This is a genomic window from Sphingobium sp. YBL2 (assembly GCF_000943805.1).
Classification (GTDB): Bacteria; Pseudomonadota; Alphaproteobacteria; order Sphingomonadales; family Sphingomonadaceae; genus Sphingobium; species Sphingobium fuliginis.
The window spans coordinates 3,203,270-3,229,219 of sequence record NZ_CP010954.1 but is presented as its reverse complement, the minus strand read 5'-3'; the positions used below and the strand labels follow the sequence as shown (position 1 = coordinate 3,229,219).

Annotated in this window: 24 protein-coding genes; 10 read left to right on the top strand and 14 right to left on the bottom strand. The window is 65.5% G+C overall.

The genetic code is table 11. From position 1 onward, the window contains the following. Window positions 1-6: 6 nt before the first annotated feature. Window positions 7-864, bottom strand: coding sequence for a metallophosphoesterase (locus TZ53_RS14900; RefSeq protein WP_044663072.1), 858 nt, complete (start codon window positions 862-864; stop codon window positions 7-9). Further along, window positions 861-2,153 carry a bifunctional UDP-N-acetylglucosamine diphosphorylase/glucosamine-1-phosphate N-acetyltransferase GlmU gene (gene glmU, locus TZ53_RS14895; protein WP_229742502.1) on the bottom strand — a complete coding sequence of 431 codons (1,293 nt, stop codon included), beginning with the start codon at window positions 2,151-2,153 and terminating at the stop codon, window positions 861-863. The genes TZ53_RS14900 and glmU overlap by 4 nt, the downstream gene beginning before the upstream one ends. A gap of 160 nt (window positions 2,154-2,313) precedes the next feature. On the opposite strand from glmU, the gene TZ53_RS14890 reads away from it, so the two are divergent. From TZ53_RS14890 to TZ53_RS14880, 3 genes are all read left to right on the top strand, one after another. Further along, window positions 2,314-2,982, top strand: a complete 669-nt coding sequence (locus TZ53_RS14890) for an HAD family hydrolase (protein ID WP_170825624.1) — start codon at window positions 2,314-2,316, stop codon at window positions 2,980-2,982. Then, window positions 2,979-3,740, top strand: a complete 762-nt coding sequence (locus TZ53_RS14885) for an enoyl-CoA hydratase/isomerase family protein (RefSeq protein WP_044661787.1) — start codon at window positions 2,979-2,981, stop codon at window positions 3,738-3,740. Before TZ53_RS14890 ends, TZ53_RS14885 begins: the two co-directional genes overlap by 4 nt. Before the next feature lie 149 nt (window positions 3,741-3,889). After that, window positions 3,890-5,062, top strand: a complete 1,173-nt coding sequence (locus tag TZ53_RS14880) for a GGDEF domain-containing protein (RefSeq protein ID WP_044661786.1) — start codon at window positions 3,890-3,892, stop codon at window positions 5,060-5,062. A 172-nt stretch (window positions 5,063-5,234) separates the two neighbouring features. Here TZ53_RS14880 and lpdA read toward each other — a convergent pair whose 3' ends face one another. The 9 genes from lpdA to TZ53_RS14835 form a co-directional block, all read right to left on the bottom strand. After that, on the bottom strand, window positions 5,235-6,635 hold the full coding sequence (lpdA, locus tag TZ53_RS14875; protein WP_044661785.1) for a dihydrolipoyl dehydrogenase: 1,401 nt from the start codon (window positions 6,633-6,635) through the stop codon (window positions 5,235-5,237). Between the two features lie 49 nt (window positions 6,636-6,684). Then, complete coding sequence (locus tag TZ53_RS14870; RefSeq protein ID WP_044661784.1) at window positions 6,685-6,948, bottom strand: GIY-YIG nuclease family protein; 264 nt, start codon at window positions 6,946-6,948, stop codon at window positions 6,685-6,687. A gap of 75 nt (window positions 6,949-7,023) precedes the next feature. Further along, window positions 7,024-8,265 (bottom strand): 2-oxoglutarate dehydrogenase complex dihydrolipoyllysine-residue succinyltransferase, encoded by a 1,242-nt coding sequence (gene odhB, locus TZ53_RS14865; RefSeq protein ID WP_044661783.1) that lies wholly within the window; start codon window positions 8,263-8,265, stop codon window positions 7,024-7,026. Window positions 8,266-8,273: 8 nt separating this feature from the next. Further along, window positions 8,274-11,069 (bottom strand): 2-oxoglutarate dehydrogenase E1 component, encoded by a 2,796-nt coding sequence (locus TZ53_RS14860; protein ID WP_044661782.1) that lies wholly within the window; start codon window positions 11,067-11,069, stop codon window positions 8,274-8,276. Window positions 11,070-11,155: 86 nt separating this feature from the next. Further along, on the bottom strand, window positions 11,156-12,040 hold the full coding sequence (gene sucD / locus TZ53_RS14855) for a succinate--CoA ligase subunit alpha (RefSeq protein ID WP_025547828.1): 885 nt from the start codon (window positions 12,038-12,040) through the stop codon (window positions 11,156-11,158). Window positions 12,041-12,144: 104 nt separating this feature from the next. Continuing rightward, the gene (mdh, locus tag TZ53_RS14850; protein WP_044661781.1) at window positions 12,145-13,107 is read right to left on the bottom strand and encodes a malate dehydrogenase; all 963 of its coding nucleotides are present in this window, start codon (window positions 13,105-13,107) and stop codon (window positions 12,145-12,147) included. 288 nt (window positions 13,108-13,395) lie between these two features. Continuing rightward, the gene (zapE, locus tag TZ53_RS14845; protein WP_044661780.1) at window positions 13,396-14,508 is read right to left on the bottom strand and encodes a cell division protein ZapE; all 1,113 of its coding nucleotides are present in this window, start codon (window positions 14,506-14,508) and stop codon (window positions 13,396-13,398) included. After that, a complete protein-coding gene (locus TZ53_RS14840; RefSeq protein ID WP_044663071.1) occupies window positions 14,505-14,951 on the bottom strand; it encodes a PaaI family thioesterase in 447 nt (148 codons plus the stop codon). Before TZ53_RS14840 ends, zapE begins: the two co-directional genes overlap by 4 nt. A gap of 34 nt (window positions 14,952-14,985) precedes the next feature. Beyond that, the gene (locus TZ53_RS14835; RefSeq protein WP_025547823.1) at window positions 14,986-15,774 is read right to left on the bottom strand and encodes a succinate dehydrogenase iron-sulfur subunit; all 789 of its coding nucleotides are present in this window, start codon (window positions 15,772-15,774) and stop codon (window positions 14,986-14,988) included. 154 nt (window positions 15,775-15,928) lie between these two features. Here TZ53_RS14835 and TZ53_RS14830 point away from each other — a divergent pair, with 154 nt between their 5' ends. From TZ53_RS14830 to TZ53_RS14820, 3 genes are read left to right on the top strand one after another with little or no spacing between them, the layout of a single operon-like run. Continuing rightward, on the top strand, window positions 15,929-17,020 hold the full coding sequence (locus TZ53_RS14830; RefSeq protein ID WP_044661779.1) for a hypothetical protein: 1,092 nt from the start codon (window positions 15,929-15,931) through the stop codon (window positions 17,018-17,020). After that, entirely contained in the window at window positions 17,017-18,111 is a 1,095-nt protein-coding gene (locus TZ53_RS14825) for a CDP-alcohol phosphatidyltransferase family protein (protein ID WP_044661778.1), read from the top strand. The genes TZ53_RS14830 and TZ53_RS14825 overlap by 4 nt, the downstream gene beginning before the upstream one ends. Beyond that, window positions 18,108-18,536: an HIT family protein gene (locus TZ53_RS14820; RefSeq protein ID WP_044661777.1), complete on the top strand. Its 429-nt coding sequence runs from the start codon at window positions 18,108-18,110 to the stop codon at window positions 18,534-18,536. Before TZ53_RS14825 ends, TZ53_RS14820 begins: the two co-directional genes overlap by 4 nt. Here TZ53_RS14820 and TZ53_RS14815 read toward each other — a convergent pair. Then, window positions 18,524-19,291 carry a phosphocholine cytidylyltransferase family protein gene (locus TZ53_RS14815; protein WP_044661776.1) on the bottom strand — a complete coding sequence of 256 codons (768 nt, stop codon included), beginning with the start codon at window positions 19,289-19,291 and terminating at the stop codon, window positions 18,524-18,526. The genes TZ53_RS14820 and TZ53_RS14815 overlap by 13 nt on opposite strands. A gap of 119 nt (window positions 19,292-19,410) precedes the next feature. On the opposite strand from TZ53_RS14815, the gene TZ53_RS14810 reads away from it, so the two are divergent. After that, complete coding sequence (locus TZ53_RS14810; RefSeq protein WP_044661775.1) at window positions 19,411-20,742, top strand: lipopolysaccharide biosynthesis protein; 1,332 nt, start codon at window positions 19,411-19,413, stop codon at window positions 20,740-20,742. Window position 20,743: 1 nt separating this feature from the next. Here the strand turns inward: TZ53_RS14810 and TZ53_RS14805 are convergent, their stop codons facing one another. Beyond that, on the bottom strand, window positions 20,744-21,847 hold the full coding sequence (locus TZ53_RS14805; RefSeq protein WP_025547816.1) for an NAD(P)/FAD-dependent oxidoreductase: 1,104 nt from the start codon (window positions 21,845-21,847) through the stop codon (window positions 20,744-20,746). Beyond that, entirely contained in the window at window positions 21,844-22,824 is a 981-nt protein-coding gene (locus TZ53_RS14800) for an alpha/beta hydrolase (RefSeq protein WP_083199215.1), read from the bottom strand. The genes TZ53_RS14805 and TZ53_RS14800 overlap by 4 nt, the downstream gene beginning before the upstream one ends. Before the next feature lie 42 nt (window positions 22,825-22,866). On the opposite strand from TZ53_RS14800, the gene TZ53_RS14795 reads away from it, so the two are divergent. The 3 genes from TZ53_RS14795 to TZ53_RS14785 are packed head-to-tail and all read left to right on the top strand — an operon-like array spanning window position 22,867 to window position 25,943. After that, a complete protein-coding gene (locus TZ53_RS14795) occupies window positions 22,867-23,340 on the top strand; it encodes an A24 family peptidase (protein WP_025547813.1) in 474 nt (157 codons plus the stop codon). 52 nt (window positions 23,341-23,392) lie between these two features. Further along, window positions 23,393-24,412 (top strand): Flp pilus assembly protein CpaB, encoded by a 1,020-nt coding sequence (cpaB, locus tag TZ53_RS14790; protein WP_025547811.1) that lies wholly within the window; start codon window positions 23,393-23,395, stop codon window positions 24,410-24,412. 1 nt (window position 24,413) lies between these two features. Continuing rightward, entirely contained in the window at window positions 24,414-25,943 is a 1,530-nt protein-coding gene (locus TZ53_RS14785; protein WP_044661774.1) for a type II and III secretion system protein family protein, read from the top strand. Window positions 25,944-25,950 lie beyond the last annotated feature (7 nt).

Below are 25,950 nucleotides of genomic sequence, written 5' to 3'. Positions count from 1 at the left end.
ACCGCATCATCGTGGATGAATTGTAATCAGCCAGACATCGGGGGGCGCCAGCATCCGGATCGGCAGGCCGCTGGTGCCGAGCCCCGCGGACACCACCATGGTCCGCCGCCCTTCCCGATACACCCCGCAGGCATAGCGGGTGCCATAGCGCGAGGGCACATAGACGATGCCCGCAAAGGGCAAGGCTACCTGCCCGCAATGGGTATGCCCGACCAGCGTCAGCATCGCCCGGTCGGGCAGCAGCGGAAAGGCGTCCGGCCCGTGCGACAGCATCAGCGGCGCGGCGCCCAGCGCCTGCATGGCCGCCAGCGTCCCGGGAATATCGGGCCGCCCGGTATAGATGTCGCGCAGTCCGCCAATGGCCAGCGGTCCCCGCCGCACCGCCTGATTGTCGAGCAGGCGGATGCCGATCCGGCCGAACAGATCGCCCCATTGCCGGCGGCTGATCCCCGTATGCTTGCGCGCATCGTGATTGCCCAGCACCGCCACCACCCCCAGCGGGGCGCGCAAGGCGGCGAAGGGAGCGATGCTCTGCGCCGGATCATAGGTCGCACCGCCCTTGTCGTCCCCGATATAGTCGCCGCCCAGCACGATCAGCTCGGGCCTGAGGCGGTTCACCAGAGCGACGATCCGCGCCATCCGCTCCGGACTGTTATCGGGACCGGACAAATGGCTGTCGGTCAGCAGCGCCACCGTCACCGGGCGGCGCGGCGCATCCGCCGGAAAGGGCAGCGCAACGTCCAGCCGCCGCACAACCGGCATGGCCCGCGCATTGGCATAGAGCCAGACCGCCCCGCCCGGCACGGCCAGAAGGATGAGCAGCAGCGCCGCAAGCCAGCGCCGCCTTCGCAGAAGACCCGTCACTTGGCGGCTTTGCGCGCCTGCATCCGCGCCCGGAAGCGGGCCGCCCAGCCGGGCTTCGCCTCCTGCTTCGGCCGGACGAGGCATAGCGCGTCGGCCTCCACCGGCTGGGTCACGACGCTGCCGGCCGCCACGATCGCGCCGTCGCCTATCTTCACCGGCGCGACCAGCGCGCTGTTGGAGCCGATGAAGGCGCCCACGCCGATTTCCGTCCGATATTTGAAGAAGCCGTCATAATTGCAGGTGATGGTGCCCGCGCCGATATTCGCGCCCGCGCCCACGCTGGCGTCCCCGATATAGGACAGGTGATTGGCCTTGGCGCCCTCGCCCAGTTCGGCCTTCTTCACCTCGACGAAATTGCCGACCTTGGCCTTGACGCCGATTTTCGCGCCGGGACGCAGCCGGGCATAGGGGCCGATTTCCGCGCCCTTGCCGACGGCTGCGCCCTCCAGATGGGAAAAGGCGTGGATCGTCGCATCGTCCGCCACGCTGACGCCGGGGCCGAAGACGACATGCGGCTCGATCACCACATCGCGGCCCAGCAGCGTGTCATGCGCGAAGAACACCGTTTCCGGCGCGATCAGCGTCGCGCCCTCCCGCATCGCCTCGGCCCGGCGGCGGTCCTGCCAGACGGCCTCCACCCCCGCCAGTTCGGCGCGGCTGTTGACGCCCGCCACTTCCCAGGCCTCCGCCTCGATCACCGCGCTCTGGGCGCCGGGCAGCATGACGATGTCGGGCAGATAATATTCGCCCGCCGCATTGTCGTTGCCGATCTTGTCGAGCAGCACGAAAAGATCGGTCGACCGCACTGCCATCAGCCCGGAATTGCAGAGCGTCACCGCCCGCTCCTCCGCATTGGCGTCCTTATATTCGACCATCTTCTCGATCACGCCCTGATCGCGGGCGATGATCCGGCCATAAGCGGCGGCATCTTCCGGCCGGAAGCCCAGCACCACGGCGCGCGGCTCGTCGCCCCAGTTCAGGCGATCCAGCATGCTCCGCAGCGTTTCGGCGCGCACCAGCGGCACGTCGCCATAGAGGATCAATATGTCGCCCGCGAAACCGGCCAGCGCGTCATGCGCCTGCGCCACGGCATGGCCGGTGCCCAGCTGCTGTTCCTGCACGGCGATGACGGCGCCGCTGCCCTCCACAGCCCTTTCCACCTGTTCGCGCCCAGCACCGACCACCACGACCTGCCGCTCGGGCTGCAACTCCGCCACGCTGGCGAGCAGATGGAGAAGCATCGGCCGCCCCGCAATCGGGTGCAGAACCTTGTGTCTGGCCGACTTCATGCGCGTGCCCTGTCCGGCGGCAAGGATGATCACGGCCAAGGGGCGAGCGGGGGAGCGGCTGGAGGTCACGGGGGCATCCTTCACGAAAGGGCCAAGAATCTGAGCGCTCTCTGCCATGTTTGACTTGCCTTTGCCACCACCCAGGCGGCATGAGCCGGGCATGGTTTCCATTCCCTTCGACATTGTCGGCTTCGACCTTGACGGCACCCTGCTCGATACCAGCGGCGACCTGGCGGCGGCGGTCAACTACGCCATCGCCACCGACGGGCGGCCGCCCTTTCCGGTCGAGGCGATCCATCCCTTTGTCGGCAAGGGGGCGAAGGTGATGCTTCAGCGCGCGCTCGACGCCTCGGGCGGCTATGACGACGCCATGCTGGAAAGGATGCTGCCGATCCTGCTGGATTATTATGAGCAGAATCTGGCGATCCATTCGCTGCCCTATCCCGGCCTGATCGCGGCGATGGATGCGCTGGAGGAGGCGGGCGTGAAGCTCGCCATCTGCACCAACAAGGCGGAGCGCTTCACCATTCCCCTGCTGCACCAGATCGGCCTGTCGGACCGTTTCGCCAGCGTCGTCGGCGGCGACACGGTCGGCATCGCAAAGCCCGACCCGGCGCCGATCCACGCCATGATCGAGCGCGCGGGCGGCGGGCGGACGATCTTCCTGGGCGACACGATCAACGACATCGCCGGGGCGCGCAATGCGGGCATCCCCAGCATCGCCGTCAGCTTCGGCTTTCTCGACGGGCCGGTCGAGGCGCTGGAGGCCGACGCCGTCATCCACCATTTTGACGAGCTGGTGCCGCTGCTCGAAGGCTGGCCGGCATGACCCTTCGCCTGGAACGCGACGGCGCGGTCGCCACGCTGCTGATCGACCGGCCCCGGCAGCACAACGCCATGAACCAGGAGATGTGGGAGCGATTGCCCCAACTGGTGCAGGAAGCGATGGCGGACGAGGCGATCCGCGTGCTGATCCTGACATCGGCTGCACCGGGCCTGTTCTGCGCGGGTGCGGACATCCACGCATTCGCGCGTCATTCGGGCGAGGAGGATTGGCGCGTCGCCAATCAGGCGGCGATCCGCGCCACCCAATATGCCCTGGCCCATGCCGAAAAACCGGTGATCGCGGCCATAGACGGGGACGCGATCGGCGGCGGATGCGGCATGGCCATCGCCTGCGATCTGCGGATCGCCTCCCCCTCCGCCAGGCTGGGCATCACGCCGGCCAAGCTCGGGATCGTCTATTCGCTGTTCGACACCAGGCTGCTGGTGGATCTGGTGGGGCCGGCGCGGGCCAAGCGCATCCTGTTCACCGCCGCCCTCCATGATGCGGAGGATGCGCTCGCCATCGGCCTGATCGACCAGATCGCCCCCGCCCCGCTGGAGACAGCAGTGGAACTGGCTCGGCGCATGGCCGCCAATGCCCAGCATTCGATCCGTTCTTCCAAGGCGATCGTCCGCCGCATCCTGGATGGACAGGCGGATGACGACGCGGAAACGCTGGCCATGTTCCGGGACGCCTTCACCCTGCCCGACTTTCAGGAGGGCGTGCAGGCCTTCCGCGACAAGCGTCGTCCCCGCTTCTGACCCGCTCATCGCATGTTCATCCAAATTGGATGAACATCTCATCCGATCCGGAAGTATTTGTTAAGGATCGGCTTTTACCGGTCTCCCGACACGGACGACGCGCCGGCTCGCGCATGACTTTCGACCGATAGAAGGAACAGGCACGCAGCGTGGGAGAGAATTTCGCCTTCTTCCTGCCCGTCATGATGGCGAGCTTCGGCGTGGTTTTCGCCTTTGTCTGGACCCTGCGGGTGCGCGCCGCGGGATATTGGAGCGCCGCCTTCTTCTGCGTCGCGGGCGGCTTTGCCGTGCCGGCGGGCTTCGCCCTTGTGCCGACGCCCTTCTGGGGCTTCCTGGCGGACCTGCTGTTCGCCAGCGGCTTCCTGCTGTTCAGCCAGGCTTTGCTGGAACGGTGGCGGCCCAACTGGCTGCTGCGAGTGCGGATCGCGATCTGGGCGCTGTCCGTGATGCTGTGCGCCGTTTCCCTCATGCTGGACAATCTGCCCATCGAACTGGCCGCGTCCGATTTCGGCTGCTTCCTGCTGATCGGCCTGCCGCTGATCGCCGGCAGGGATCGCCTCGACAACTGGTCGGACCGCACATTGTTCGGCGCGGCGACGCTGGTCGCGCTGGACAATCTGATACGCGGCAGCACCGTGCCCCTTACCCTGTCGGGCGGCAGTTTCCTGAGCAGCGACTATGCCTTCCTGATGCAGGCGCTTGCCTGCGTCCTTGGCCTGTTCCTGGCTCTGGCCGCGCTTGCGGCGAACATGCTCGACCTTCTCGCCCGCTATCAGCGCGACGCGCTGCATGACCCCCTCTCCGGCCTGCTCAACCGCCGGGGATTCGACGATGCCATCGGCCAGAGGGCGCGGAAACTGCCGACGCAGGGCAGCCTGATCGTCTGCGACATCGACCATTTCAAGTCGATCAACGATGCCCATGGCCATGCGCTGGGCGATCGCGTGATCGTCACACTGGCGCGGATATTGGTGCAATTCGCGCCTGCCGAGGCCATCACGGCGCGCTTCGGCGGGGAGGAATTCATATTGTTCCTCCCCGATGCCGACGCGGCCCGGGCAGCCACGGTCGCCAATGACATTCGGGAGAGCATCGCGCAGGAGGTCGCTCGCCAGCTTGGCCTTTCGCGCCCCCTTACCGCCAGTTTCGGATTGTCGGCCGTCCAATCCGGCGATGCCGCGATCCACGATGCCATCGCGCGGGCGGATGCGGCGCTCTATGAAGCGAAGACGCATGGCCGCAACCGGGTCTGCGTGCGGCGGGCGCTTGCCGTACCTGACAAGCGCGCCGACGGTCCAAGGTCCCGGGCCCAGAGCGGATAGAATTTGCTCCGCTCCCTGCACGACCTGGGAACGGCATTCCTGCCTTCGCGAGAATGGGCGTGCCTCAACGCAATCGGGGCAAGCTCCACGCAATGCTCCAATCATCAATAGGCCATGAAAAAGGCCGCCCCGAAGGACGGCCTTCTCATTCTTTCCCAAGGGCGGGACGCGATCAGATGTGGATCGGCTTGCCCGTCACGGCCATGGCCGCTTCCTTGATCGCCTCGCTATGCGTCGGATGCGCGTGGCAGGTATAGGCAATGTCCTCGCTCGAAGCGCCGAATTCCATCGCCTGCGCCGCCTGCGCGATCATCGTGCCCGCAACCGTCGCGATGATCCAGACGCCCAGCACCTTGTCGGTTTCTGCATCGGCAATGATCTTCACGAAGCCATCGGGCTCATGGTTGGTCTTGGCGCGGCTGTTCGCCAGCATCGGGAATTTGCCGACCTTGATCGCGCCCTTTTCCTTGGCGGCCTCTTCCGTCAGGCCCACGCCAGCGATCTCCGGCTTGGTATAGACCACCGACGGGATCACGTCATGGTTCACGATCCCGGTCAGGCCCGCGATATTCTCGGCCACGGCAATGCCTTCATCCTCGGCCTTGTGCGCGAGCATCGGGCCGGGGATGACGTCGCCAATGGCCCAGACGCCGGGAACCTTGGTCGCGAAGTCATGATCGGTCTCGATCTGGCCACGGGCATTGAGTTCCAGACCGATCTTGTCGAGACCCAGCCCCTCCGTGTTCGGACGACGGCCGATCGACACCAGCACCACATCGGCCTCGATCTTCTCCGCCTCGCCGCCGGCGGCCGGCTCGACGGTCAGGGTCACGCCCTTCTTGCCGACTTCCGCGCTCGTGACCTTGGTGCCGAGCTTATATTCGAAGCCCTGCTTCTTGAAGATCTTGTTCGCTTCCTTGCGGACTTCGCCGTCCATGCCCGGCAGGATCTGGTCGAGGAACTCGACCACCGTGACCTTCGCACCGACGCGACGCCATACCGAACCCAGTTCCAGCCCGATGACCCCGCCGCCGACGACGACCAGATGGCCGGGAACCTTGTCCAGTTCCAGCGCGCCGGTCGAATCGACGATCCTGCCCCCCGCATTGTCTACCGCAACGCCCGGAAGCGGCGTGACCGACGAGCCGGTGGCGATGACGATGTTCTTCGCCGTCACCGTCTTGCCCGCGACTTCAACGGTGTTGGCGCCGGTGAAGCTCGCCAGACCCCTCAACCAGTCGACCTTGTTCTTCTTGAACAGATATTCGATGCCGCCGGTCAGGCCCTTCACCGCTTCCTTGCGCTGGCCCTGCATGGTGTCGAGGTCCAGGCTCATCTTGTCGATCTTCACGCCCAGCTTGGCGAGGGCGCCATTGGCGGCTTCCTCATACAGTTCCGAAGCGTGCAGCAGCGCCTTGGACGGAATGCAACCGACATTGAGGCAGGTGCCGCCCAGCGTCTCGCGGCTTTCGGCGCAGGCGGTCTTGAGGCCGAGCTGAGCCGCGCGGATCGCCGCGACATAACCACCGGGACCGGCGCCAATCACCAGAACATCATAATCGAAGTCTGCCATTTCTCACTCCATTGCCGTGCTCCCGCGAAAGCAGGAGCCCAGGGCGTCGTCAGAACAGCGTTTCGAACAAATCCCGCCATTGTGGATTATCGCGTTCGATCAGCTCGATCTTCCAGGCGCGTTTCCATTTCTTCATCCGCAGTTCGCAATGTCGCGCTTCCTGCAGATCGTCATATGCCTCAAACCAGACCAAAAGCTTACAATCATGGTCCTTGGTGAAACCGTCAATCAAGCCTTTGCGATGTTGATATGCCCTGGCCGCCAGATCGCTGGTGACACCCAGATATAGGGTGCCGTTGCGCCTGTTGGCCAGAAGATAGACATAGCCGGCTCGCGTAGCGCGTCTCCACCCTGGACTCCTGCTTCCGCAGGAGCACGGGTCGCATCTTTACAGGTCGATCAGCAGGCGGGTCGGGTCCTCGATCGCGTTCTTCACCGCGACGAGGAAGGTCACTGCCTCGCGACCGTCGATCAGGCGATGGTCATAGCTGAGCGCCAGATACATCATCGGGCGGATGACGATCTGGCCGTCGCGGACGACCGGGCGATCCTCGATGCGATGCAGGCCCAGCACCGCCGACTGCGGCGGGTTGATGATCGGGCTCGACAGCAGCGAACCGAACACGCCGCCATTGGAGATGGTGAAGGTGCCGCCCTTCATGTCCTCCATGGTCAGCGTGCCTTCCTTGGCCTTCTTGCCGAAGCTGCCGATCGTCTTCTCGATCTCGGCCACGCTCAGGCTCTCGGCATTGCGGATCACCGGCACGACCAGACCGTTCGGCGCCGACACGGCGACCGAGATGTCGGCGAAGTCGTTATAGACGATCTCGTCGCCTTCGATCTGCGCATTGACGCCCGGAATATCGCGCAGCGCCATGCAGACGGCCTTGGTGAAGAAGCCCATGAAGCCCAGGCGGACGCCATGCTTCTTCTCGAACAGGTCCTTGTACTTGGCGCGCGCCTCGATGACGTTGGTCATGTCGACGTCGTTATAGGTGGTCAGCAGCGCGGCATTGTTCTGCGCTTCCTTGAGCCGCTTGGCGACGGTCTGGCGCAGGCGGGTCATCTTGACGCGTTCCTGCGCGCGGCTGGGGCCAGCGGCAGGCGCAGCAGCGGCGGGCGCGGCGGCAGGCGCAGCAGCGGCGGCCTTGGCGGTACCGGCGGCGGCGGCGGCCACGACGTCGTCCTTGGTCAGGCGACCGTCCTTGCCCGTGCCCTTGATCTTGCTCGGATCAAGGCCATGTTCCAGCACCAGACGGCGCACGGCGGGCGACAGGGTCAGGTTGCCGCCCTCATCCTCATCGGCGGGGACCGAAGCGGCCGGGGCAGGCGTGGCGGCTTCCGCCTTGGCGGCGGGGGCCGGAGCAGCGGCAGGCGCTGCCGCAGCGGCCGCGCCCTCGTTGACATAGGCCAGCAGCGCGCCGACCTCGACCGTATCGCCTTCCTTGGCGACGATGTCGCCCAGCGTGCCGGCGGCCGGCGCGGGCACGTCGACCGCGACCTTGTCGGTTTCAAGGCTGACGATGGGCTCGTCGGCCTTCACGGCGTCGCCGGGCTTCTTGAGCCACTGGCCGACGGTTGCTTCGGTAACGGATTCACCCAAGGTGGGGACTTTGACTTCGGTAGCCATGAGCTTGTTCAGCCTTTCTTCTGGCGACGGATTTCTTCACGGACGCTGTGACCCAGCGCATCGGCGACGAGGGCGCCCTGCTCAGCGACATGGCGCTTGGCGAGGCCCGTGGCGGGCGACGCCGACGCCTTGCGGCCGGCATAGCGGGCGCGCATCGGCGCCTTGCCGGCGGCTGCCAGCGCTTCCTCGACATAGGGCTCCACGAAGAACCATGCGCCGTTGTTGCGCGGTTCTTCCTGACACCAGACGACTTCTTCCAGGTTCGTCATGCGCTCGATGCGCTTGGCGAGGGCTTCGGCCGCGAACGGGTAGATCTGCTCGATGCGCACGATCTGCACGTCCGTGTCGCCCGCGGCGTCGCGGGCTTCCATCAGGTCGTAGAACACCTTGCCGGAACAGAGCACCAGGCGGCGGGTGTCCTTGTCAGCGGCCCCATTGGGGTCCGACAGGATGCGCTTGAAGTGCGTTTCGCCCAGGAAGTCCTCCGCCTTGCTGACCGCCAGCTTGTGGCGCAGCAGCGACTTGGGCGCCATGATGATCAGCGGCTTGCGGAAGGGCCGCAGCATCTGACGACGCAGGACGTGGAAGTAATTGGCCGGGGTCGTGATGTTCGCGACCTGGATATTCCCTTCCGCGCAAAGCTGGAGATAGCGCTCCAGCCGGGCCGAGCTATGCTCGGGACCTTGGCCTTCATAGCCATGCGGCAGCAGGCAGACGAGACCGTTGGACCGCAGCCACTTGGTCTCCGACGAAGCGATATACTGGTCGAAGATGATCTGCGCGCCATTGGCGAAGTCGCCGAACTGCGCTTCCCACAGCACCAGGCTCTTGGGATCGGCCAGCGCGAAGCCATATTCGAAGCCCAGCACGCCATATTCGGAGAGCGGCGAATCCAGCACCTCGAACCGGCCATGCGGCACGGTCGAGAGCGGGATATATTTGTTCTCCCTATCCTGGTCGGTCCAGACCGCGTGCCGCTGGCTGAAGGTGCCGCGCCCGGAGTCCTGGCCCGACAAGCGGACGCCATAGCCTTCCGACAGCAGCGATCCGAAGGCCAGCGCCTCGCCGGTCGCCCAGTCGAAATTCTCGCCGGACTTGAACATCTCGGCCTTGGCGTCGATCACGCGCTTCAGCGTCTTGTGGACGTTGAGGCCCTCCGGAATCGCCGTCAGCGTCTTGCCCAGGCTGTCGAACAGCTTCTGGCTGATGGCGGACTCGACGCTCTGGCGGCTCGTTTCGGCATCGGCCGGCTTGTGCAGGCCGGACCACCGACCGGCGAACCAGTCGGCCTTGTTGGGCTTGTAGCTCTTGCCGGCCTCGAACTCTTCCTCCAGATGGTTGACGAAGTCGCCCGTCACCTGGGCGACGAAATCATCGTCGACCACGCCCTCCGCCTTCAGCCGCGCCGAATAGACGTCGCTGACCGGCGGATGCTGACGGATCTTCGCATACATTTGCGGCTGGGTGAAGGACGGCTCGTCGCCTTCATTGTGGCCGAAGCGGCGATAGCACCACATGTCGATCACGATGTCGCGGTGGAAGGTCTGGCGATATTCCATCGCCAGCTTGCACGCGAAGGTCACGGCCTCCGGATCATCGCCATTGACGTGCAGGATCGGGGCCTGGACGCCCTTCGCCACATCGCTGGGATAAGGCGAACCGCGCGAAAATTGCGGGCTGGTCGTGAAGCCGATCTGGTTGTTGACGATGAAGTGGATGCAGCCGCCGGTATTATAGCCCGACACGCCGGAGAAGCCGAAACATTCCCAGACGATTCCCTGCCCCGCAAAGGCCGCGTCGCCGTGGATCAGCACGGGCAGCACCTGCTCATGCTTGGCGAGGTCGTCACGGAAGGTCTGCTGCGCGCGCACCTTGCCCAGCACCACTGGATCGACGGTTTCGAGGTGCGACGGATTGGGGACCAGCGACATATGGACCTTGACGCCGTCGAACTCACGGTCGGTCGAGGTGCCGAGGTGATATTTGACGTCGCCCGATCCGCCGACATCCTCGGGATTGGCGGTGCCGCCCGAAAATTCGTGGAAGATGACGCGGAAGCCCTTGGCCATCACATTGGCGAGCACGTTCAGCCGGCCGCGATGCGCCATGCCATAGACGATCTCGCGCACGCCCTGCGCGCCGCCATATTTGATGATGGCTTCCAGCGCCGGGATCATCGATTCGCCGCCGTCCAGGCCGAAGCGCTTGGTGCCGACATATTTGCGGCCCAGGAACTTCTCATATTGCTCGGCGTGGATCACCTTGGCCAGGATCGCCTTCTTGCCTTCCGGCGTGAAATGGATTTCCTTGTCCTTGCCCTCCAGACGCTCCTGCAGGAAACGGCGTTCCTCCACGTCCGCGATGTGCATATATTCCAGGCCGACATTGCCGCAATAATTGGCGCGCAGGATCGCCACGATCTCACGCACGGTCGCATATTGCAGGCCCAGCGTGCCGCCCAGATAGACCTTCTTGTCCGGATCGTTCAGGCCGTGATATTCCGGCGTCAGGTCGGCCGGCAGATCGCGTTGGGTCAACCCCAGCGGGTCGAGATTGGCAGCCAGATGACCACGTACGCGATATGTGCGGATCAACATCTGCGCGCGTATTGCATCGTCGGCCGCACTTACGGCATCGGCATCCGAAACCGCCTTGCCGCTGGCCTTGGCGGCGGCCTTCACGGCCACTTGCATCTGCGTGGGGTCAAGCGCCCCGGTCAGGTCGTCGGTGTCGATCGGCGGCCAGTTGGTGCGCGCCCAGCTCGGTCCGCGCTCAATCTCGAAGTCCTGGTTTTCGTAACCCATTTCTCTCGTCCCATGCCAACCGCGTGCAGTCGCGGGTGCGGGGTAACAGATGGCCGGGGTGCAGCCCGGCCATCTCCATGGCTGGATCAGCCCTTCAGCACTTCCAGCAGGGTCGTGCCGAGTTCGGAGGGGCTCGCCGCAACCTTGATGCCGGCTGCTTCCATCGCCGCGATCTTGCTCTCCGCGTCGCCCTTGCCGCCCGACACGATCGCGCCGGCATGGCCCATGCGGCGTCCCGGAGGCGCGGTGCGGCCCGCGATGAAGCCGGCCATCGGCTTCTTGCGGCCCTTCTTGGCTTCGTCGATCAGGAACTGGGCGGCCTGCTCTTCCGCGTCGCCGCCGATTTCACCGATCATGATGATCGATTCGGTGGCGTCGTCGGCCAGGAACAGTTCCAGCACGTCGATGAAGTTGGTGCCGTTCACCGGATCGCCGCCGATGCCGACGGCCGTGGTCTGGCCCAGGCCCGCATTGGTGGTCTGGAACACGGCTTCATAGGTCAGCGTGCCGGAGCGCGAGACGACGCCGACGCTGCCCTTGGAGAAGATGTTGCCCGGCATGATGCCGATCTTGCATTCGCCCGGCGTCAGCAGGCCGGGGCAGTTCGGGCCGATCAGGCGCGACTTCGAACCCGAAAGGGCGCGCTTCACCTTCACCATGTCCAGCACCGGAATGCCTTCGGTGATGCAGACGATCAGCGGGATTTCGGCGTCGATCGCTTCCAGGATCGAGTCGGCCGCGAACGGCGGCGGAACATAGATGACCGACGCGTCGGCGCCGGTCTTCGACTTGGCTTCGGCCACGGTGTCGAACATGGGCAGGCCGATATGGGTCGTGCCGCCCTTGCCCGGCGTGACGCCGCCGACCATCTGCGTGCCATAGGCCAGGGCGGTTTCGGTGTGGAAGGTACCGGTGGCACCGGTCATACCCTGGGTGATGACCTTGGTGTTCTTGTTCACCAGAATGGACATGGGCGTCCCTTCATTTTCTGTGGACGTGGCACTTTGGGTCTAAAGGCGGACCGCCCCAGGCTGCGCACTTACCTGGGACGGTCCGGTGCAAGCTCGTTTGCGGATCAGGCCAGCGAAGGATCGATGCCCTTGCAGGCTTCCAGCAGTTCCTTGACGGCGTCGATCGACACCTGAAGGTTCGCCTTGGCTTCGTCGTCCAGTTCGATCTCGACGACCTGCTCGACACCGCCGGCGCCGATGATCACGGGCACGCCGACATAGAGATTGTCGACGCCGTACTGGCCGGTCAGGTTGGCGGCGCAGGGCAGCAGGCGCTTCTTGTCGCCCAGATAGGCTTCAGCCATGGCGATGGCGCTGGTGGCCGGCGCATAGAAGGCCGAGCCGGTCTTCAGCAGCGCGACGATCTCGCCGCCGCCCGAACGGGTGCGCTGCACGATGGCGTCGATGCGTTCCTTGGTCGAGCGGCCCTGCTTGATCAGGTCGGGAACCGGGATGCCCGCGACGGTCGAATATTCGATCACCGGGACCATCGTGTCGCCATGGCCGCCGAGCACGAAGCTGGTGACGTCCTTGGCCGACACGTTGAATTCTTCCGCGAGGAAATGGTTGAAGCGCGACGAGTCGAGTACGCCCGCCATGCCGACCACCTTGTTGTGCGGCAGGCCGGAAAATTCGCGCAGCGCCCACACCATCGCGTCGAGCGGGTTGGTGATGCAGATGACGAAGGCGTCGGGCGCGTTGGCGGCGATGCCCTCGCCCACGGCCTTCATGACCTTGAGGTTGATGCCCAGCAGGTCGTCGCGGCTCATGCCCGGCTTGCGGGCGACGCCGGCGGTGACGATGATGACGTCCGCACCCGCAATGTCGGCATAATCGTTGGAGCCGGTGATCTTCGCGTCGAAGCCTTCGACCGAAGCGCATTGCGACAGGTCGAGCGCCTTGCCCTGCGGCACGCCTTCGACGACGTCGAAGAGGACGATGTCTCCAAGCCCCTTGAGAGCCGCCAGATGCGCGAGCGTGCCACCGATATTACCAGCGCCGATAAGCGCGATCTTCTTACGGGCCATATGCAATCATCCTCCAAGCCGTAAACTGGAATTGCCAAGAAACCGGAACTGAAAGTGCGCTTAGGCCTATCCGCCCTAGGTTTCAACCGCGCAAAGGCCCGCATGCCAATTTATCTTTGCAATTCATTCGCAATTTCATTAATAGCCGTTTCGCCTCTGTCGCCCACGCGCTCCTACCCTGGCGCATGGCCCTTCCCCACAGCGGCCACCTGCCGCACGCCTCCCTTCAATGGGAGCGTGCGGACCCTTTTTTCCAGAGCGGACAATGGCGAATTCGACGGAGCGAGATTATTTCTCGCCGTGGCCCAGCGCCAGATAGTCGTCGGACTGCATTTCCATCAGGCGGGATACGGTGCGCTCGAACTCGAACGCGCCATCGCCCTCCGGGTATAGACGCGCCGGTTCCGCATCGGCGGAGGCGAGCAGTTTCACCTTATATTCGTAGAGCGCGTCGATCAGCGTCACGAAACGCGCGGCCTCATTGCGTTTCTCCGGCCCCAACACCGGGATGCCGACGATGATGACGGTGTGATATTTGCGGGCGATCGCCAGATAGTCCGGCGCGCCCCGCGCCTCGACGCAGAGGCGCTTGAAGGAAAAGACGGCGACGCCCTTCAGGCTCTTGGGCACATGCAGCGTCCGGCCGCCCTGCACCTTGATGTCCTCGGCCGGAACCTTCGCCCGGTCTTCGACCGGATAGTCGGTCAGGCGGAAAAAGGCTTCCGACAGCGCCCTGGTCGCTTCCGGACCGTTGGGCGCGTGCCACAGGGTCGCATCGCCCAGGCGATCACGGCGATAGTCCGTCGGACCGTTCAGGGTCATGACGTCCAGCTTCGCCTTGATGAGGTCGATGAAGGGCAGGAAAAGCTGGCGGTTGAGACCGTTCTTGTAGAGTTCGTCCGGCTCGCGGTTGGAGGTGGTGACGATCGTCACCCGCTTTTCCAGCAAACCAGTAAAAAGCCGCGACATGATCGCGGCATCGGCCATATTGTTGACGACCATCTCGTCGAAACAGAGCAGCCGCGCCTCCTCCGCCAGCGACTCGACGACCGGGGGGATCGGGTCGCCCGTCTCCGACTTGCGCGCCTCAGCCAGCCGGGCATGGACATCGAGCATGAATTCGTGGAAATGGGCGCGCTTCTTGCGCTGGACATGCACCGTGTCGAAGAACAGGTCCATCAGCATCGACTTGCCGCGCCCGACGCCGCCCCACATGTAAAGGCCGCGCGGCGGTTCCGGCGCCTTTCGCAGCAGCCTCCACAAGGTCGAACCGCGCGGCGGCGACGCCTCCAGTTCCTGCTGGAGCAGGTCCAGGCGCATCGCCGCCGCCCGCTGGTCGGGGTCGGGCCGCAATTCGCCCGCGGTCACGAGCGCGTCGTAACGGGCGATGACGCTGCTCACCCTGGCAGCGGCTTCTTGGGTTCGGGCGCCTTGCGCACGGTCGCGGTCGATGCCGCGATCAGGTCGTCATCCTGGGAAATGGTCAGGCGCAGGAACATCAGCCGCCCCGTCTCCCGCAGCAATTCGACCTCCGCGCGCAGGACGGGACCGATCTTTCCGGAGCCACAATATTGCATGCTGAGGTCAACGGTCACCGCCGCCGCCTGTTCCGGGCGCCCCATCGCCGCCAGGGCCGCGAAATAGGCATGATCGGCAAATCCGGCGAGAAAGCCGCCATGCAGCGCCCCCAGCCGGTTGGCGTGCGACGGCAGGCTTTCCAGCATGACCGTCGCCCTGCCCGCCGCATCGCTGCGCGAATAGCTGGTGCCGATGGCCGAGTCGAGGAACGTGCCCGGCGCCGTGTCGGTCCAGCACGACCAGCCCGCCCAGGGCCCTTCGGCCACCGGGCTCAGATGACCCGCTCCGTCGCTCACCGTGTCAGAGTTGCCGCTCGACCATCATCTTCTTGGTTTCCGCGATCGCCTTGGCCGGGCTCAGGCCCTTGGGGCAGACATTCGCGCAGTTCATGATGGTGTGGCAGCGATAGAGGCGGAAGGGGTCCTCCAGCTCGTCCAGACGCTCGCCGGTATATTCGTCGCGGCTGTCGGCCAGCCAGCGATAGGCCTGGAGCAGGATCGCCGGGCCCAGGAACTTGTCGCTGTTCCACCAGTAGCTGGGGCAGGAGGTCGAGCAGCAGGCGCACAGGATGCACTCATAGAGACCGTCCAGCTTCTCGCGGTCGGCGGGCGACTGGAGCCGTTCCTTGCCGCTGGGCGCCGGGCTGACGGTTTGCAGCCAGGGCTTGATGCTGTTGTACTGGGCGTAGAAATGGGTGAAATCGGGGACCAGATCCTTGATGACGTCCATGTGCGGCAGCGGCGTGACGCGCACTTCCTTGCCCGCGCATTCCTCGATCGAGGTGGTGCAGGCCAGGCCGTTGCGGCCGTTCATGTTCATCGAGCAGGAACCGCAAATGCCCTCGCGGCACGAACGGCGGAAGGTCAGCGTCGGATCATATTCATTCTTGATCTTCAGCAGGGCGTCCAGAACCATCGGCCCGCAATTGTCGAGATCGATCTCGAACGTGTCGTAGCGCGGATTCTGCCCGGAGTCGGGATCGTAGCGATAGACCTTGAAGCTCTTGACGTTCGTCGCGCCGTCGGGCGCCTTGTGGGTTACGCCCTTGGCGCTGATCTTGCTGTTCTTGGGCAGCGAAAATTCGGCCATTGCTCGTCAAGCCTCTTCGGATAATCCTTCAGTCGGCGTTGCGCATAACAAAAAATCTGCAAAGGTCCAGCACTGACGCAATGCAAAAAACGGGTTGCTTGATTTGTGGCGGTCCTGAGCGCTACGGCGCGGCACACCCTGGAGAGCCAGCCCGTTGCCGACCGACATCGCCTTCCTCGCCATTGCCGAAGCCCATCAGGTCTATCACTGGCTGCCGGCCGCGCTTGCCCTGTCGCGCCGGGCGGGGGTGAAGGTGCATGTGCTTTCCCCCTCCCGCCTGATCCTGGATCTGGTCGCCAGCTATGATCCGGAAGGCGCGCTGGACCTCATCCGCCTGCGCAGGCCGCCCGCCCAACCCGACTCGCTGTTCCGCCAGCCGTCGCGTTTCCTGACGCTGATGCTGAACTATGCGACGGTCCGCCGCTTTCCCCTGTTGGTGACGACGGAGATTTCCAGCGGCTGGCTGCGCACCATGCCCGGCTTTTCCGCCCGCATGATCCAGATCAAGCATGGCGCGGGCGACCGGGAGGGCGGGTACAAGGCGCGCCATTCCGCCTTCGACCTGACGCTGGTCGCGGGCGAGAAGGACCGGCGGCGGCTGATCGACCGCGGGCTCTGCACGGCACAGGATTGCGCGGTCGGCGGCTATGCGAAGTTCGAGCTGAAGGCCGCGCGGCAACGCTTTTTCGACAATGACCGGCCGGTGCTGCTCTACAATCCGCATTTCGATGCCCAATTGTCGTCCTGGCCCTGCCATGGGCCGGAGGTGCTGGCGGCGCTGGAAGCGCTGGAGGGGTGGAACGTCATCATCGCCCCCCATACCAAGCTTGCCTGCCGCACCGCGCCGATCCGCACGACGGCGCCCCATATCCGCGTCGACATGGGCAGCCGTCATTCCATCGACATGAGCTATACGATGAGCGCGGACGTCTATCTGGGCGACGTGTCGAGTCAGGTCTATGAATATCTGCTCCATCCCCGCCCCTGCATCTTCCTCAATCTCGACCGGCGCGACTGGCGCGGCGATGAGGCCTTTGCCCATTGGCGGCTGGGTCAGGTGATCGAGGATATGGGCGTCCTGCCACAGGCGCTTGATCGCGCGGCGGACTTGCAAGCCGGGTTCGTTGATGCTCAGGAAGCGGCCATGTCCGATTCCATCGACCGATCGCCCACGCCTGCTTCCGAAAGGCAGGCCGACCTCATCCTCGATTTCGCCCGGAAATCCGAAAGGACTGCCGCCGCATGACGCAGACGATCATGACCGCGCTGGGGCCGGTGCGGCTGCTGGGCGACAATGCGACCCGCATCTGGGGCATGTCCAATGCCGAACGCTGCCGCCGCATGGCCGAAAGCGCCGCGAAGAACGGCAGCGCATTGGCGGTGGGGCAAGAACTGCTGTTCAACCTGAGCTACGCCTTCGATCCGATGCTGCTGCGGCTGGTGCTGGAGGAGCCGGGGACGGTCTTCGCCTGGGGCACGGTACCGATCGTCGGGCAGGTGCCCGAAGGCAGCGATCCGCTGAGCGCGCCGCATGTCGTCGATCTGTCGGATGGGCGGAAGCTCTACAACCGGCAACTCCGCAAGCTGGAGCAGCCCTTCGTCCGGGAACTGACGCCCGCGACCCGGCGCGGCATCGAACGGCAAAGCTATTTCGGCGCCTATAAGGGCGTCACCGACCTGCTGACCAAATATCTCTGGCCCGAATTGGCGCTGTGGCTGACGCGGCTGGCCGCCTCCATCGGCATGACGCCCAATATGGTGACGGCCATCGGCGCGACGCTCTGCATATTGGCGACCTGGTTCTTCGCGCAGGGGCTGTATTGGACCGGCATGCTTGCCGGCTTCGTCTTCATGGTGCTGGACACGGTGGACGGGAAGCTGGCCCGCTGCACCATCACCTCGTCCAAATGGGGCAATGTGGCGGACCATGGCGTCGACCTGATCCATCCGCCCTTCTGGTGGTATTTCTGGGGCGTGGGGCTGTCGGCCTGGGGGCTGGCGCTGTCGACGCAGACCTTCGCGCTGGTGATGGCGGCAGTGATCGCGGGCTATGTGCTCCAGCGGCTGATCGAGGGGATGTTCATCAAGGATTTCGGCATGGACATCCATGTCTGGGGCCGGTTCGATAGCTGGTTCCGGCTGATCACCGCGCGGCGCAACCCGAATATGGTGATCCTGTTCGTCGCGCTGCTGGCCGGGCGGCCGGACATCGGGCTGATCGCGCTCGCCTGGTGGACGATCATCTCGCTGGGCGTCCATGCGGTGCGGCTGATGCAGGCCTATGGCGTGAAGCGCTCCGGGCGGCCCATCGTCAGTTGGATGGAGGCAAGGGCATGAACGCGACCATCGGGAAATTCGGCTATCCCGCGACCCTGATCGCGGAGTTCGCGCATTGGCTGGTGTTGCTGCGCCCCGCCCAGCCGACGCTGGGGTCGCTGGTGCTGGCGGCGAAGTCCGACGCCACGGCCTTTGGCGACCTGCCGGCGGAAGCCCATGCCGAACTGGCCCTCGCGACCAAGGCGATCGAAAGCGCGCTGACTGAGGCAGTCGGCTATGAGAAGATCAATTATCTGATGCTGATGATGGTGGACCCGCATGTCCATTTCCATGTGCTGCCCCGCCATGGGGGCAGCCGCGAGCATGAGGGCCTGCGGATAACGGACGCCGGATGGCCGGGACAGCCCGACCTCGGCAGCGCGGTGAAGCTCGACCCCGATCAGATCGCCGCGCTGACGGGCTGGCTCAGGCCCTATTTCGCGTAACGCCCCTCGGCCAGCCAGCGGGCGGTGAGCGTCTTCGCCGCCTCCACATCCTGCGGGAAGTCGACTTCCTGCCAGTCCAGCCCCTCGATGGAGACGGTGCCGACGCGGTTGCCCTTGGCGATGATGTCGATGGCGCGCAGATACCAGCGCTCGACGCCCTCGGGCGTGCGCATCATCTGGTCGATCTGGTTGCGGAAGATCGCCGGCCCCTCGCCCTTGAAGGCCAGCATGCCGATGGATTCGGCATTGGTGTCATGGGGCAGCAGCCGCTTGCCGATGGCAAGCAGGCGGCCGGTCTCGTCCCGGTTCACCTTCATGTCGTCATCGTCATAGTCGCCGGGCTTGACGTCCACGGTGACGGTGATGGCGTCCTCCGCCCCCGCGATCAGCTTCGCCACGATCTCGTCCGAAACGATGGTGTCGCCGTTCAGGATGATGAAGTCCCGATCCATCTCCTCCCGCACGATCCAGCAGGTGCCGAGATTGTCCGCCACCTGAAAAAAGGGGTTGAAGACAGTGCGGATGCGCGCGCCGGTGTCGCGGTAGAGTTGCAGCGCGTGATCCTCCACCCGTTCCGTGCGGAAGCCGGTGACGACGACGATGTCGGTCACGCCATTGGCCACCAGCGCGGCGACCTGCCAGCTGATGAGAGTGCGGCCGTTGAAGTCGATCATGCATTTGGGCACGTCGCGGGTCAGCGGAAGCAGGCGCGATCCCTGGCCCGCGGAAAGGATGATGGCTTTCGAGATAGTCATGCGTCGGGCCATTAAAGCAAAGACAGGCGGAGGGACAGGGTGTGTTGCATCACACCCGGCCCAATCCTAGATAGGCGCGCGCCCCAGCGAAGGCGTTGCATCGAAAGGCCGGAACCCAAGTGACGAGCAAGCGCGGATCGGGTGGCGCTCAGGAAGGCTTCGCCCGCATCCTGGCGAATACCGGCTGGCTGCTGGGCGGCAAGGGCGTGGGCGCGGTGCTGAGCCTTGCCTATCTGGCCATCGTCACGCGAACGCTGGGCGTCGCGGATTTCGGCCGGTTCGCGCTGGTGCTGAGCGCCGCTAACGTCATCAAGACGCTGGTCAGCTTCGACAGCTGGCAGATCGTCGTGCGCTACGGCCAGCCGCATCTGGCCGCGGGCGACGGCGATGCGCTGAACCGGGTGCTGCGCTTCTGCATCCTGATCGACCTTGGCTCCGCCGTGGCGGGCGGGCTGATCGCGGCCTTCATCATCCTCGCCTTCGGACCGCTGATGGAATTGTCGGCGGGCATGGGGTGGCAGGCCTGGATCTTCTGCATGGTGATGATGATCACCATCCGCTCCAGCCCGACCGGCGTTCTGCGTCTGTTCGACCGGTTCGATTCGGGCGCCTTTGCCGAAACCATGATCCCGGTGGGGCGGATGATCGGCGCCGGGCTGGCCTGGGTGCTGACGCCCGATGTCACCGGCTTCCTGATCGCCTGGGGCGCGGCGGAATTGTTGTGCGCGATCAGCTATTGGTGGCTGGCGCTGCGCGTCGGAGGCGAAAGGCTGGGGCGCTGGCGGTCCGGCCGGGCGCTGGACGCGCGCAGGGAAAATCCCGGCATCGTCGGCTTTCTCACCGCCACCAATTTGCAGACGACCCTGTCCTCCGTGGGCCAGCAGGTGGCCGTGCTGGTGGTCGGCCTGTTCGTGGGACCGGCGGGGGCTGGCCTCTACCGGCTTGCCAACCAGCTCGCCAATTCCCTGACAAAGATTTCCAGCCTGCTCTCCCGCAGCATCTTCGTGGAACTGAGCCGCACCCATTCCAGCCATGGCCATGAGGCGCTGGGTACGCTGTTCCGGCGGACCAACCGGCTGGCGCTGATCGCAGGGGCCGTGATCATCGCCCTCATCCTGGCCATCGGCCATCCGCTGCTGGGGCTGATCGCCGGCAAGGCATTTCTGCCGGCCTATCCGCTGCTGCTGCTGCTGGGGATCGCGGCCTGCATCGACCTGGTCGGGGTGAGCTATCGTCCGCTGCTGATGGCGACCGACCGGGCCAGCCTGTCGCTGCGCATCACGCTGGTTTCGACCGCCTTGCTGCTGGGGATGCAGGCGGCCTTGTTGCCGATCTATGGCACGGTCGGGGCGGCAAGCGCGAATATCGTCGCCGCGATCGCGGGCTTTGCCATGATGGGGCTGGCGAGCCGACGGGTTTTGACACAGCCCGGCATGAAGGAAGCAGGCTGAACTAACGGAACCGCGCCGGAGAATAAGGCGCCGGATCGATCCCCATGATCTGCGGCGGCAAAGCCTCTCCCCTGAGAAGGGCAGCGCCCAGCAAGGCCGCAGCGGGCGAGGTCTGGATGCCGAACCCGCCCTGCCCCGCAAACCAGAAAAAGCCCCGCGCCGCCGGATCGAAGCCATAGACCGGCGCCCGGTCGCGGGAGAAGCTGCGCAGCCCGGCCCATTTGCGTTCCACCGCCTCGACCGGCCAGTCGACCACCGCCTCGAAGCGGGCGATCGCTTCCGCCACCGCCATTTCCTCCGGCGCGGCGTCGCAGGGCGGCGAAGGCTCCTCGTCATGGGGCGTGAGCCAGACCCGGCCCTCCCCCTCCGGCTTGAAATAGAATTGCGAGGCAAGGTCCATGACCAGCGGCAGATCGGCCGCAGGCATGGCAGGCACGCGCAACTGCACCACTGTCCGCCGCAGCGGCGCAATGCCAATCGGCACGACCCCGCAGGCCCGGGCCACATCGTCCGCCCAGGCCCCCGCCGCGTTGACGATCATGGTGCAATCGATCGCGCCCCTGTCCGTTTCGACCCGCCAGCCGCCGTCCCGCGCCTCGGCACGCCGCAACGCCGTCGCCAGCCGCACCTCGCCGCCCAGGCGACGGAACAGCCGCAACCAGGCCTGATGCAACGCCGCCACGTCGATGTCGCGCACACCCGGCTCCAGCACGCCCAGCGTCCATTCCGGCCGCAGTCCAGGGACAAGCCCGGCAGGCTCGACCGGAACCAGGTCCACCTTGCCGCCGAACTGCTCCAGCAGGCGGTCCCGCGCCGCCGCATCGCCTGCCCGCCCGATATGCAACGTCCGGCGCGGCGTCAGGAAAGGGGTGTCGGAAAAGTCCGGATCGGGCGCGGCCAGCATCGGTCCCGACGCCGTGGTCAGGGGCTGAACCGCCAGCCCGCCATAGGTCTCCTCCCAGAAGGAGACCGCCCGCCCCGTCGCGTGATAGCCGGCGCTCGGCTCCATCTCCAGCATCAGCACGCTGGCACGGTCCGCCAGCACCGCGCCAAGGCTCGCCCCGGCGATCCCGCCGCCGACAATCACGATGTCGGGCCGGTTCATTCCAGTCCGGCCCGGCCGGGGGCGACTTCATCCAGAAAGCAATCGATCCGCGCCAAGGCATCCAGCCGCACCGGGTCCAGCTCCCGCAATATCTCGTGCGCGGCCTCCCGCCCATAGACATGCAGCCGCGCGCCGGCGATCCGCGCCGCGATCCGCGCGATGGCAGGCGTGGAGACGAGCCGGTCGGTCCGCGCCGCCAGGATGAGCAAGGGCACGGCAATCCGCTCGATCGCGCGCCCCTGCTCCAGCGCGCGGGTCGAATGCAGCGCCTGCGCCACCCATTTCCAGCTCGGCGGGCCCAGCGCCACCTCCCTGCTATGATCGCGCCACCACAGCTCATCGGCATAGCGTTCGGGATCGTGGGTCAGCCGCTTCTGCCGCATGCGCCGCTGGCGTTCCGACTCCTCCTTCTGCGTCCACGCCTGCTTTTCGGCAAAGCCCAGGGCGCACATCGCTTCGGCAATGGCCACCGCCAGCCAGCGCGGCAGGGGCGCGGTGTGCAGTCCCATCATCGGCGCAACCGTCACGGCGGCATCGGGCGGAGCCATCCCCTCCGCCAGCGCGCGCAGCAACAGATGGCCGCCCATGCTGTGACCGACGATCACGCTCGGCCCCACCCCCTGCCCGCGCCAATCGGTGGCGAAGGCTTCAAGGTCGGCGATCCACTGTCCGAAATCGTCGATATGGCCGCATAGCGGATCGCCGGTCGTGCGGCCCGATCCGCCCTGACCGCGCCAGTCGAAGCCGGTGACCGCCCAGTCCCGGTCAGCCCAGTGGCGGATGACCTCAAGATATTTCTCGATCATGTCGCCGCGTCCACCCAGCACCAGCATCCGGCCGCGACCACCTTCGCCCAGCCGGTAGCGGCGAAGGCGCCAGCCATCGGGCGCGGTCCAGTAATCGAGCCGCCCGTCCATCGGCCAGGCGCGCCGGTCGAAGGCAACGGGAACGAAACGGGGCGAATCCATGCGCCGCATGGTTACGCTTTGGTAAGCCATGCGGTCTATAGTTTCGAACCCATGACGGGGGATATTTTCCAAATGGCGCTGATCGGCGCCCTGACAGTGCTGCTGATCGTGGCGTCCGTCACCGATCTGCGGTCGCGCATCATCTCCAACCGGCTCAACCTGACGGTGGCCGCGCTGGCGCCGCTCTGGTGGCTGGCCTGCGGCCTGCCCTTCTGGCCGGGCATGGCGGTGCAGCTGCTGGTGGCGCTGATCGTGTTCATGGCGTTCGCCGCCCTGTTCGCGCTCGGCTGCATGGGCGGCGGCGACGTGAAGCTGCTGGGCGCGCTGGCGCTCTGGTTTCCCTGGCAGGCGACCCTGTCGATGCTGATGCTGATGGCGGTGCTGGGGGGCATCGTCACCATCGTGACCGTCGTGCACCATCGCATGACCCGGCGGCTGGGCCAGCCGCAAATCCCCTATGGCATCGCCATCTCGTTCGCAGCGCTTTGGCTGCTTGGCGAACGATATATTAACCAATTTGCGTGAATAAACGGGGGCTCGGGCGCAACTCGTCCGATTGAGGGAGGCGAATTTCATCATGGATGCCAAGAAGATCGTGCTGCTGGTGGGGGCGCTGATCATAGCGGTCACTACAGCCCTGCTTGCACGCAACATGCTGAGTTCGTCGAGCGCACCGCAAGCGGGCGCCTCGTCCATGCCGGTCGAGGCTGACCAGCCCCATGTGCTGGTCGCGACCAAGGCCCTGCCGGTGGGCACCATCCTGGATGCGGAGAGCTTCCGCTTCCAGCCCTGGCCCAAGGATCTGGTCGAGCAGGCCTATTATATCAAGGGCCAGGCCGATCCGCAGAAGCTGGTGGGCAGCGTCATCCGCACCGCCATTTCCGCCGGCCAGCCGATGACCCTGGGGTCGGTGATCAAGCCGGGCGATCGCGGTTTCCTGGCCGCGGCCCTCGGGCCGGGCATGCGCGCCGTGACCGTGCCGGTGTCGGCGCAGAATTCAGTGGCAGGCTTCGTCTTTCCGGGCGACCGCGTCGACCTGATGCTGACGCAGAGCGTCAGCGGCGGCGGCGAAGGCGAACCGCTCAAGGTCTCCGAAACCATCCTGCGCAATCTGCGCGTGCTCGCCACCGACCAGCGCATGGACGCGCTGGGCGCCGACGGCAAGCCGGTGGTTCAGACCTATTCCAACGTCACCATCGAAGTGACGCCGAAGATTGCGGAGAAGATCGCGGTGGCCCAGACCATCGGCTCGCTCTCGCTCTCGCTGCGCTCGCTCGCGGACAACAGTTCCGAACTGGACGCGGCCATTGCCGGCAGCGACGTCGACCTGCCGGACGGCAGCAATCCCAATGCGGAAAAGAAGCTGCTGGCCAGCATCGCCGCTCGCCCGGTCGACAAGGGCAGCACCTATTCCACAGGCGCCGACGTCTCGCGCTATCAGCGCAGCAGCGTCCCCGCCAAGCCTTTGCAGGCCATGGCTGCTGGCGGCGCTCCCGTCATCGGCGCGCCGGTCGGCGGAGGCATTGTCGGCCAGGGGCCGGTGATCCGCGTCGCCCGCGGAACCAGCGTGACCGTCGTTCCGGTCGGGGGGAAGTAAGATGAAGGGGTTCACTGTTCACACCCGTGCGGCCAGGCCGCACACCCTCTCGGCTCTTGCGGCCAAGCCGCTGCTCGGCCCCGCCATCGCGCTCGGCCTGGCGGTTGCAGCCGCTGCCGCGCCGACCACCGCGCTCAACGCCGCGCCCGCCTCCATGCAGGACAATGCGATCCTGCTCTCCGTGGGCGGCAGCAAGGTCATCAACCTGCCGGCCAAGATGTCGGACGTGGTGATCGGCGATCCGGATGTGGTCGACGTTCATGTCCGTTCGCAGAACCAGCTTTACCTGATCGCGAAGAAGGCGGGCGAAACCACCGTCTTCGCGACGGCGACGAACGGCAAGGTGCTGTTTTCCGGGACGGTGCGGGTCGGCAACAACCTGACCAGCATCGACGACATGCTGAAGCTGGCGATGCCGAACGCGGACATCGCCGTCAACAAGATGAACGGCATGGTCCTGCTGACCGGCACCATCGCCGCGCCGGAAGACGCGGCGGAGGCCGAAAGGCTGACCCAGGCCTTCGTCGGCAAGGAAGTGACCGTGGTCAGCCGCCTGCGCACCGCGACGCCGCTTCAAGTCAACCTGCAGGTCAAGATTGCCGAAGTCAGCAAGGATGTTGGCCATAAGATCGGCATCAGCCTTGCCTCCCGCGATCCTGGACTGGGCAAGGTCGTCGGCAATATTGGCGGCGGCATCCGTAATCCGCTGACCTTCAATGCCGATGGCGGCGGGACGTTCAACAACCTCTACGATGGCAGCTACACGCTCGGCGGCGTCGCCCGTATCCTGGGCATGGACATCGGTGCCGCTCTGGACCTTGCGGAATCGAGTGGTCTTGCCACCACCTTGGCCCAACCCAACCTGACCTCGCTCTCGGGTGAAACCGCCAGCTTCCTGGCAGGCGGCGAATATCCCTACACAATCAGCAATGGCACGCAGGGTAACAGCATCGAGTTCAAGCAATATGGCGTGCAGTTGGCCTTTACACCAACCGTACTTGCTGATGGCCGCATTTCGCTGCGTGTCCGCCCAACCGTGTCGAGCTTGGACTTCTCCGTTGATTCCAGCGTTCCGGCCCTCAAGAGCCGCACCGCCGAAACGACGGTGGAACTGGGTTCAGGTCAGGCCTTCATGATCGCGGGGCTTTTGAGCAGCGAAACGGCGAACAATATCAACAAGGTTCCCGGCCTGGGCAATCTGCCGATCTTGGGGAGCCTCTTCAAGTCGCGCAGCTTCCAGCGCAACGAGACGGAACTCGTTATTCTCGTCACCCCCTATCTGGTGAAGCCGATGAATGCTTCGGACGTGCGCCTGCCGACGGACGGGTTCCGCAACGCCAATGAAGGTCAGGGACTCTTCCTGCAGCAGATGCACGACGGCGTCAGCGGGGCCCGCTCCCCCATGCCGAGCCGCGCGCCGGGCGCTCCGGCGCCCGCGCCGGGTCCGCAAAGCTCCGCCGCTCTGCCGCCGGTTGCCTCTCGTGACACCGGCAAGCGTTCGAAGGACGCCGCGCCCGGCTTCAGCTTCTGATCCGAAG

Excerpts from the sequence above, each read along its gene's own strand:
- glmU (WP_229742502.1), bottom strand. The coding sequence starts at position 2,153 with ATGAAGTCGGCCAGACACAAGGTTCTGCACCCGATTGCGGGGCGGCCG.
- TZ53_RS14890 (WP_170825624.1), top strand. The coding sequence starts at position 2,314 with ATGGTTTCCATTCCCTTCGACATTGTCGGCTTCGACCTTGACGGCACC.
- TZ53_RS14885 (WP_044661787.1), top strand. The coding sequence starts at position 2,979 with ATGACCCTTCGCCTGGAACGCGACGGCGCGGTCGCCACGCTGCTGATC.
- lpdA (WP_044661785.1), bottom strand. The coding sequence starts at position 6,635 with ATGGCAGACTTCGATTATGATGTTCTGGTGATTGGCGCCGGTCCCGGT.
- odhB (WP_044661783.1), bottom strand. The coding sequence starts at position 8,265 with ATGGCTACCGAAGTCAAAGTCCCCACCTTGGGTGAATCCGTTACCGAA.
- TZ53_RS14860 (WP_044661782.1), bottom strand. The coding sequence starts at position 11,069 with ATGGGTTACGAAAACCAGGACTTCGAGATTGAGCGCGGACCGAGCTGG.
- sucD (WP_025547828.1), bottom strand. The coding sequence starts at position 12,040 with ATGTCCATTCTGGTGAACAAGAACACCAAGGTCATCACCCAGGGTATG.
- mdh (WP_044661781.1), bottom strand. The coding sequence starts at position 13,107 with ATGGCCCGTAAGAAGATCGCGCTTATCGGCGCTGGTAATATCGGTGGC.
- TZ53_RS14835 (WP_025547823.1), bottom strand. The coding sequence starts at position 15,774 with ATGGCCGAATTTTCGCTGCCCAAGAACAGCAAGATCAGCGCCAAGGGC.
- TZ53_RS14825 (WP_044661778.1), top strand. The coding sequence starts at position 17,017 with ATGACGCAGACGATCATGACCGCGCTGGGGCCGGTGCGGCTGCTGGGC.
- TZ53_RS14820 (WP_044661777.1), top strand. The coding sequence starts at position 18,108 with ATGAACGCGACCATCGGGAAATTCGGCTATCCCGCGACCCTGATCGCG.
- TZ53_RS14815 (WP_044661776.1), bottom strand. The coding sequence starts at position 19,291 with ATGACTATCTCGAAAGCCATCATCCTTTCCGCGGGCCAGGGATCGCGC.
- TZ53_RS14805 (WP_025547816.1), bottom strand. The coding sequence starts at position 21,847 with ATGAACCGGCCCGACATCGTGATTGTCGGCGGCGGGATCGCCGGGGCG.
- TZ53_RS14800 (WP_083199215.1), bottom strand. The coding sequence starts at position 22,824 with ATGCGGCGCATGGATTCGCCCCGTTTCGTTCCCGTTGCCTTCGACCGG.
- TZ53_RS14795 (WP_025547813.1), top strand. The coding sequence starts at position 22,867 with ATGACGGGGGATATTTTCCAAATGGCGCTGATCGGCGCCCTGACAGTG.
- cpaB (WP_025547811.1), top strand. The coding sequence starts at position 23,393 with ATGGATGCCAAGAAGATCGTGCTGCTGGTGGGGGCGCTGATCATAGCG.
- TZ53_RS14785 (WP_044661774.1), top strand. The coding sequence starts at position 24,414 with ATGAAGGGGTTCACTGTTCACACCCGTGCGGCCAGGCCGCACACCCTC.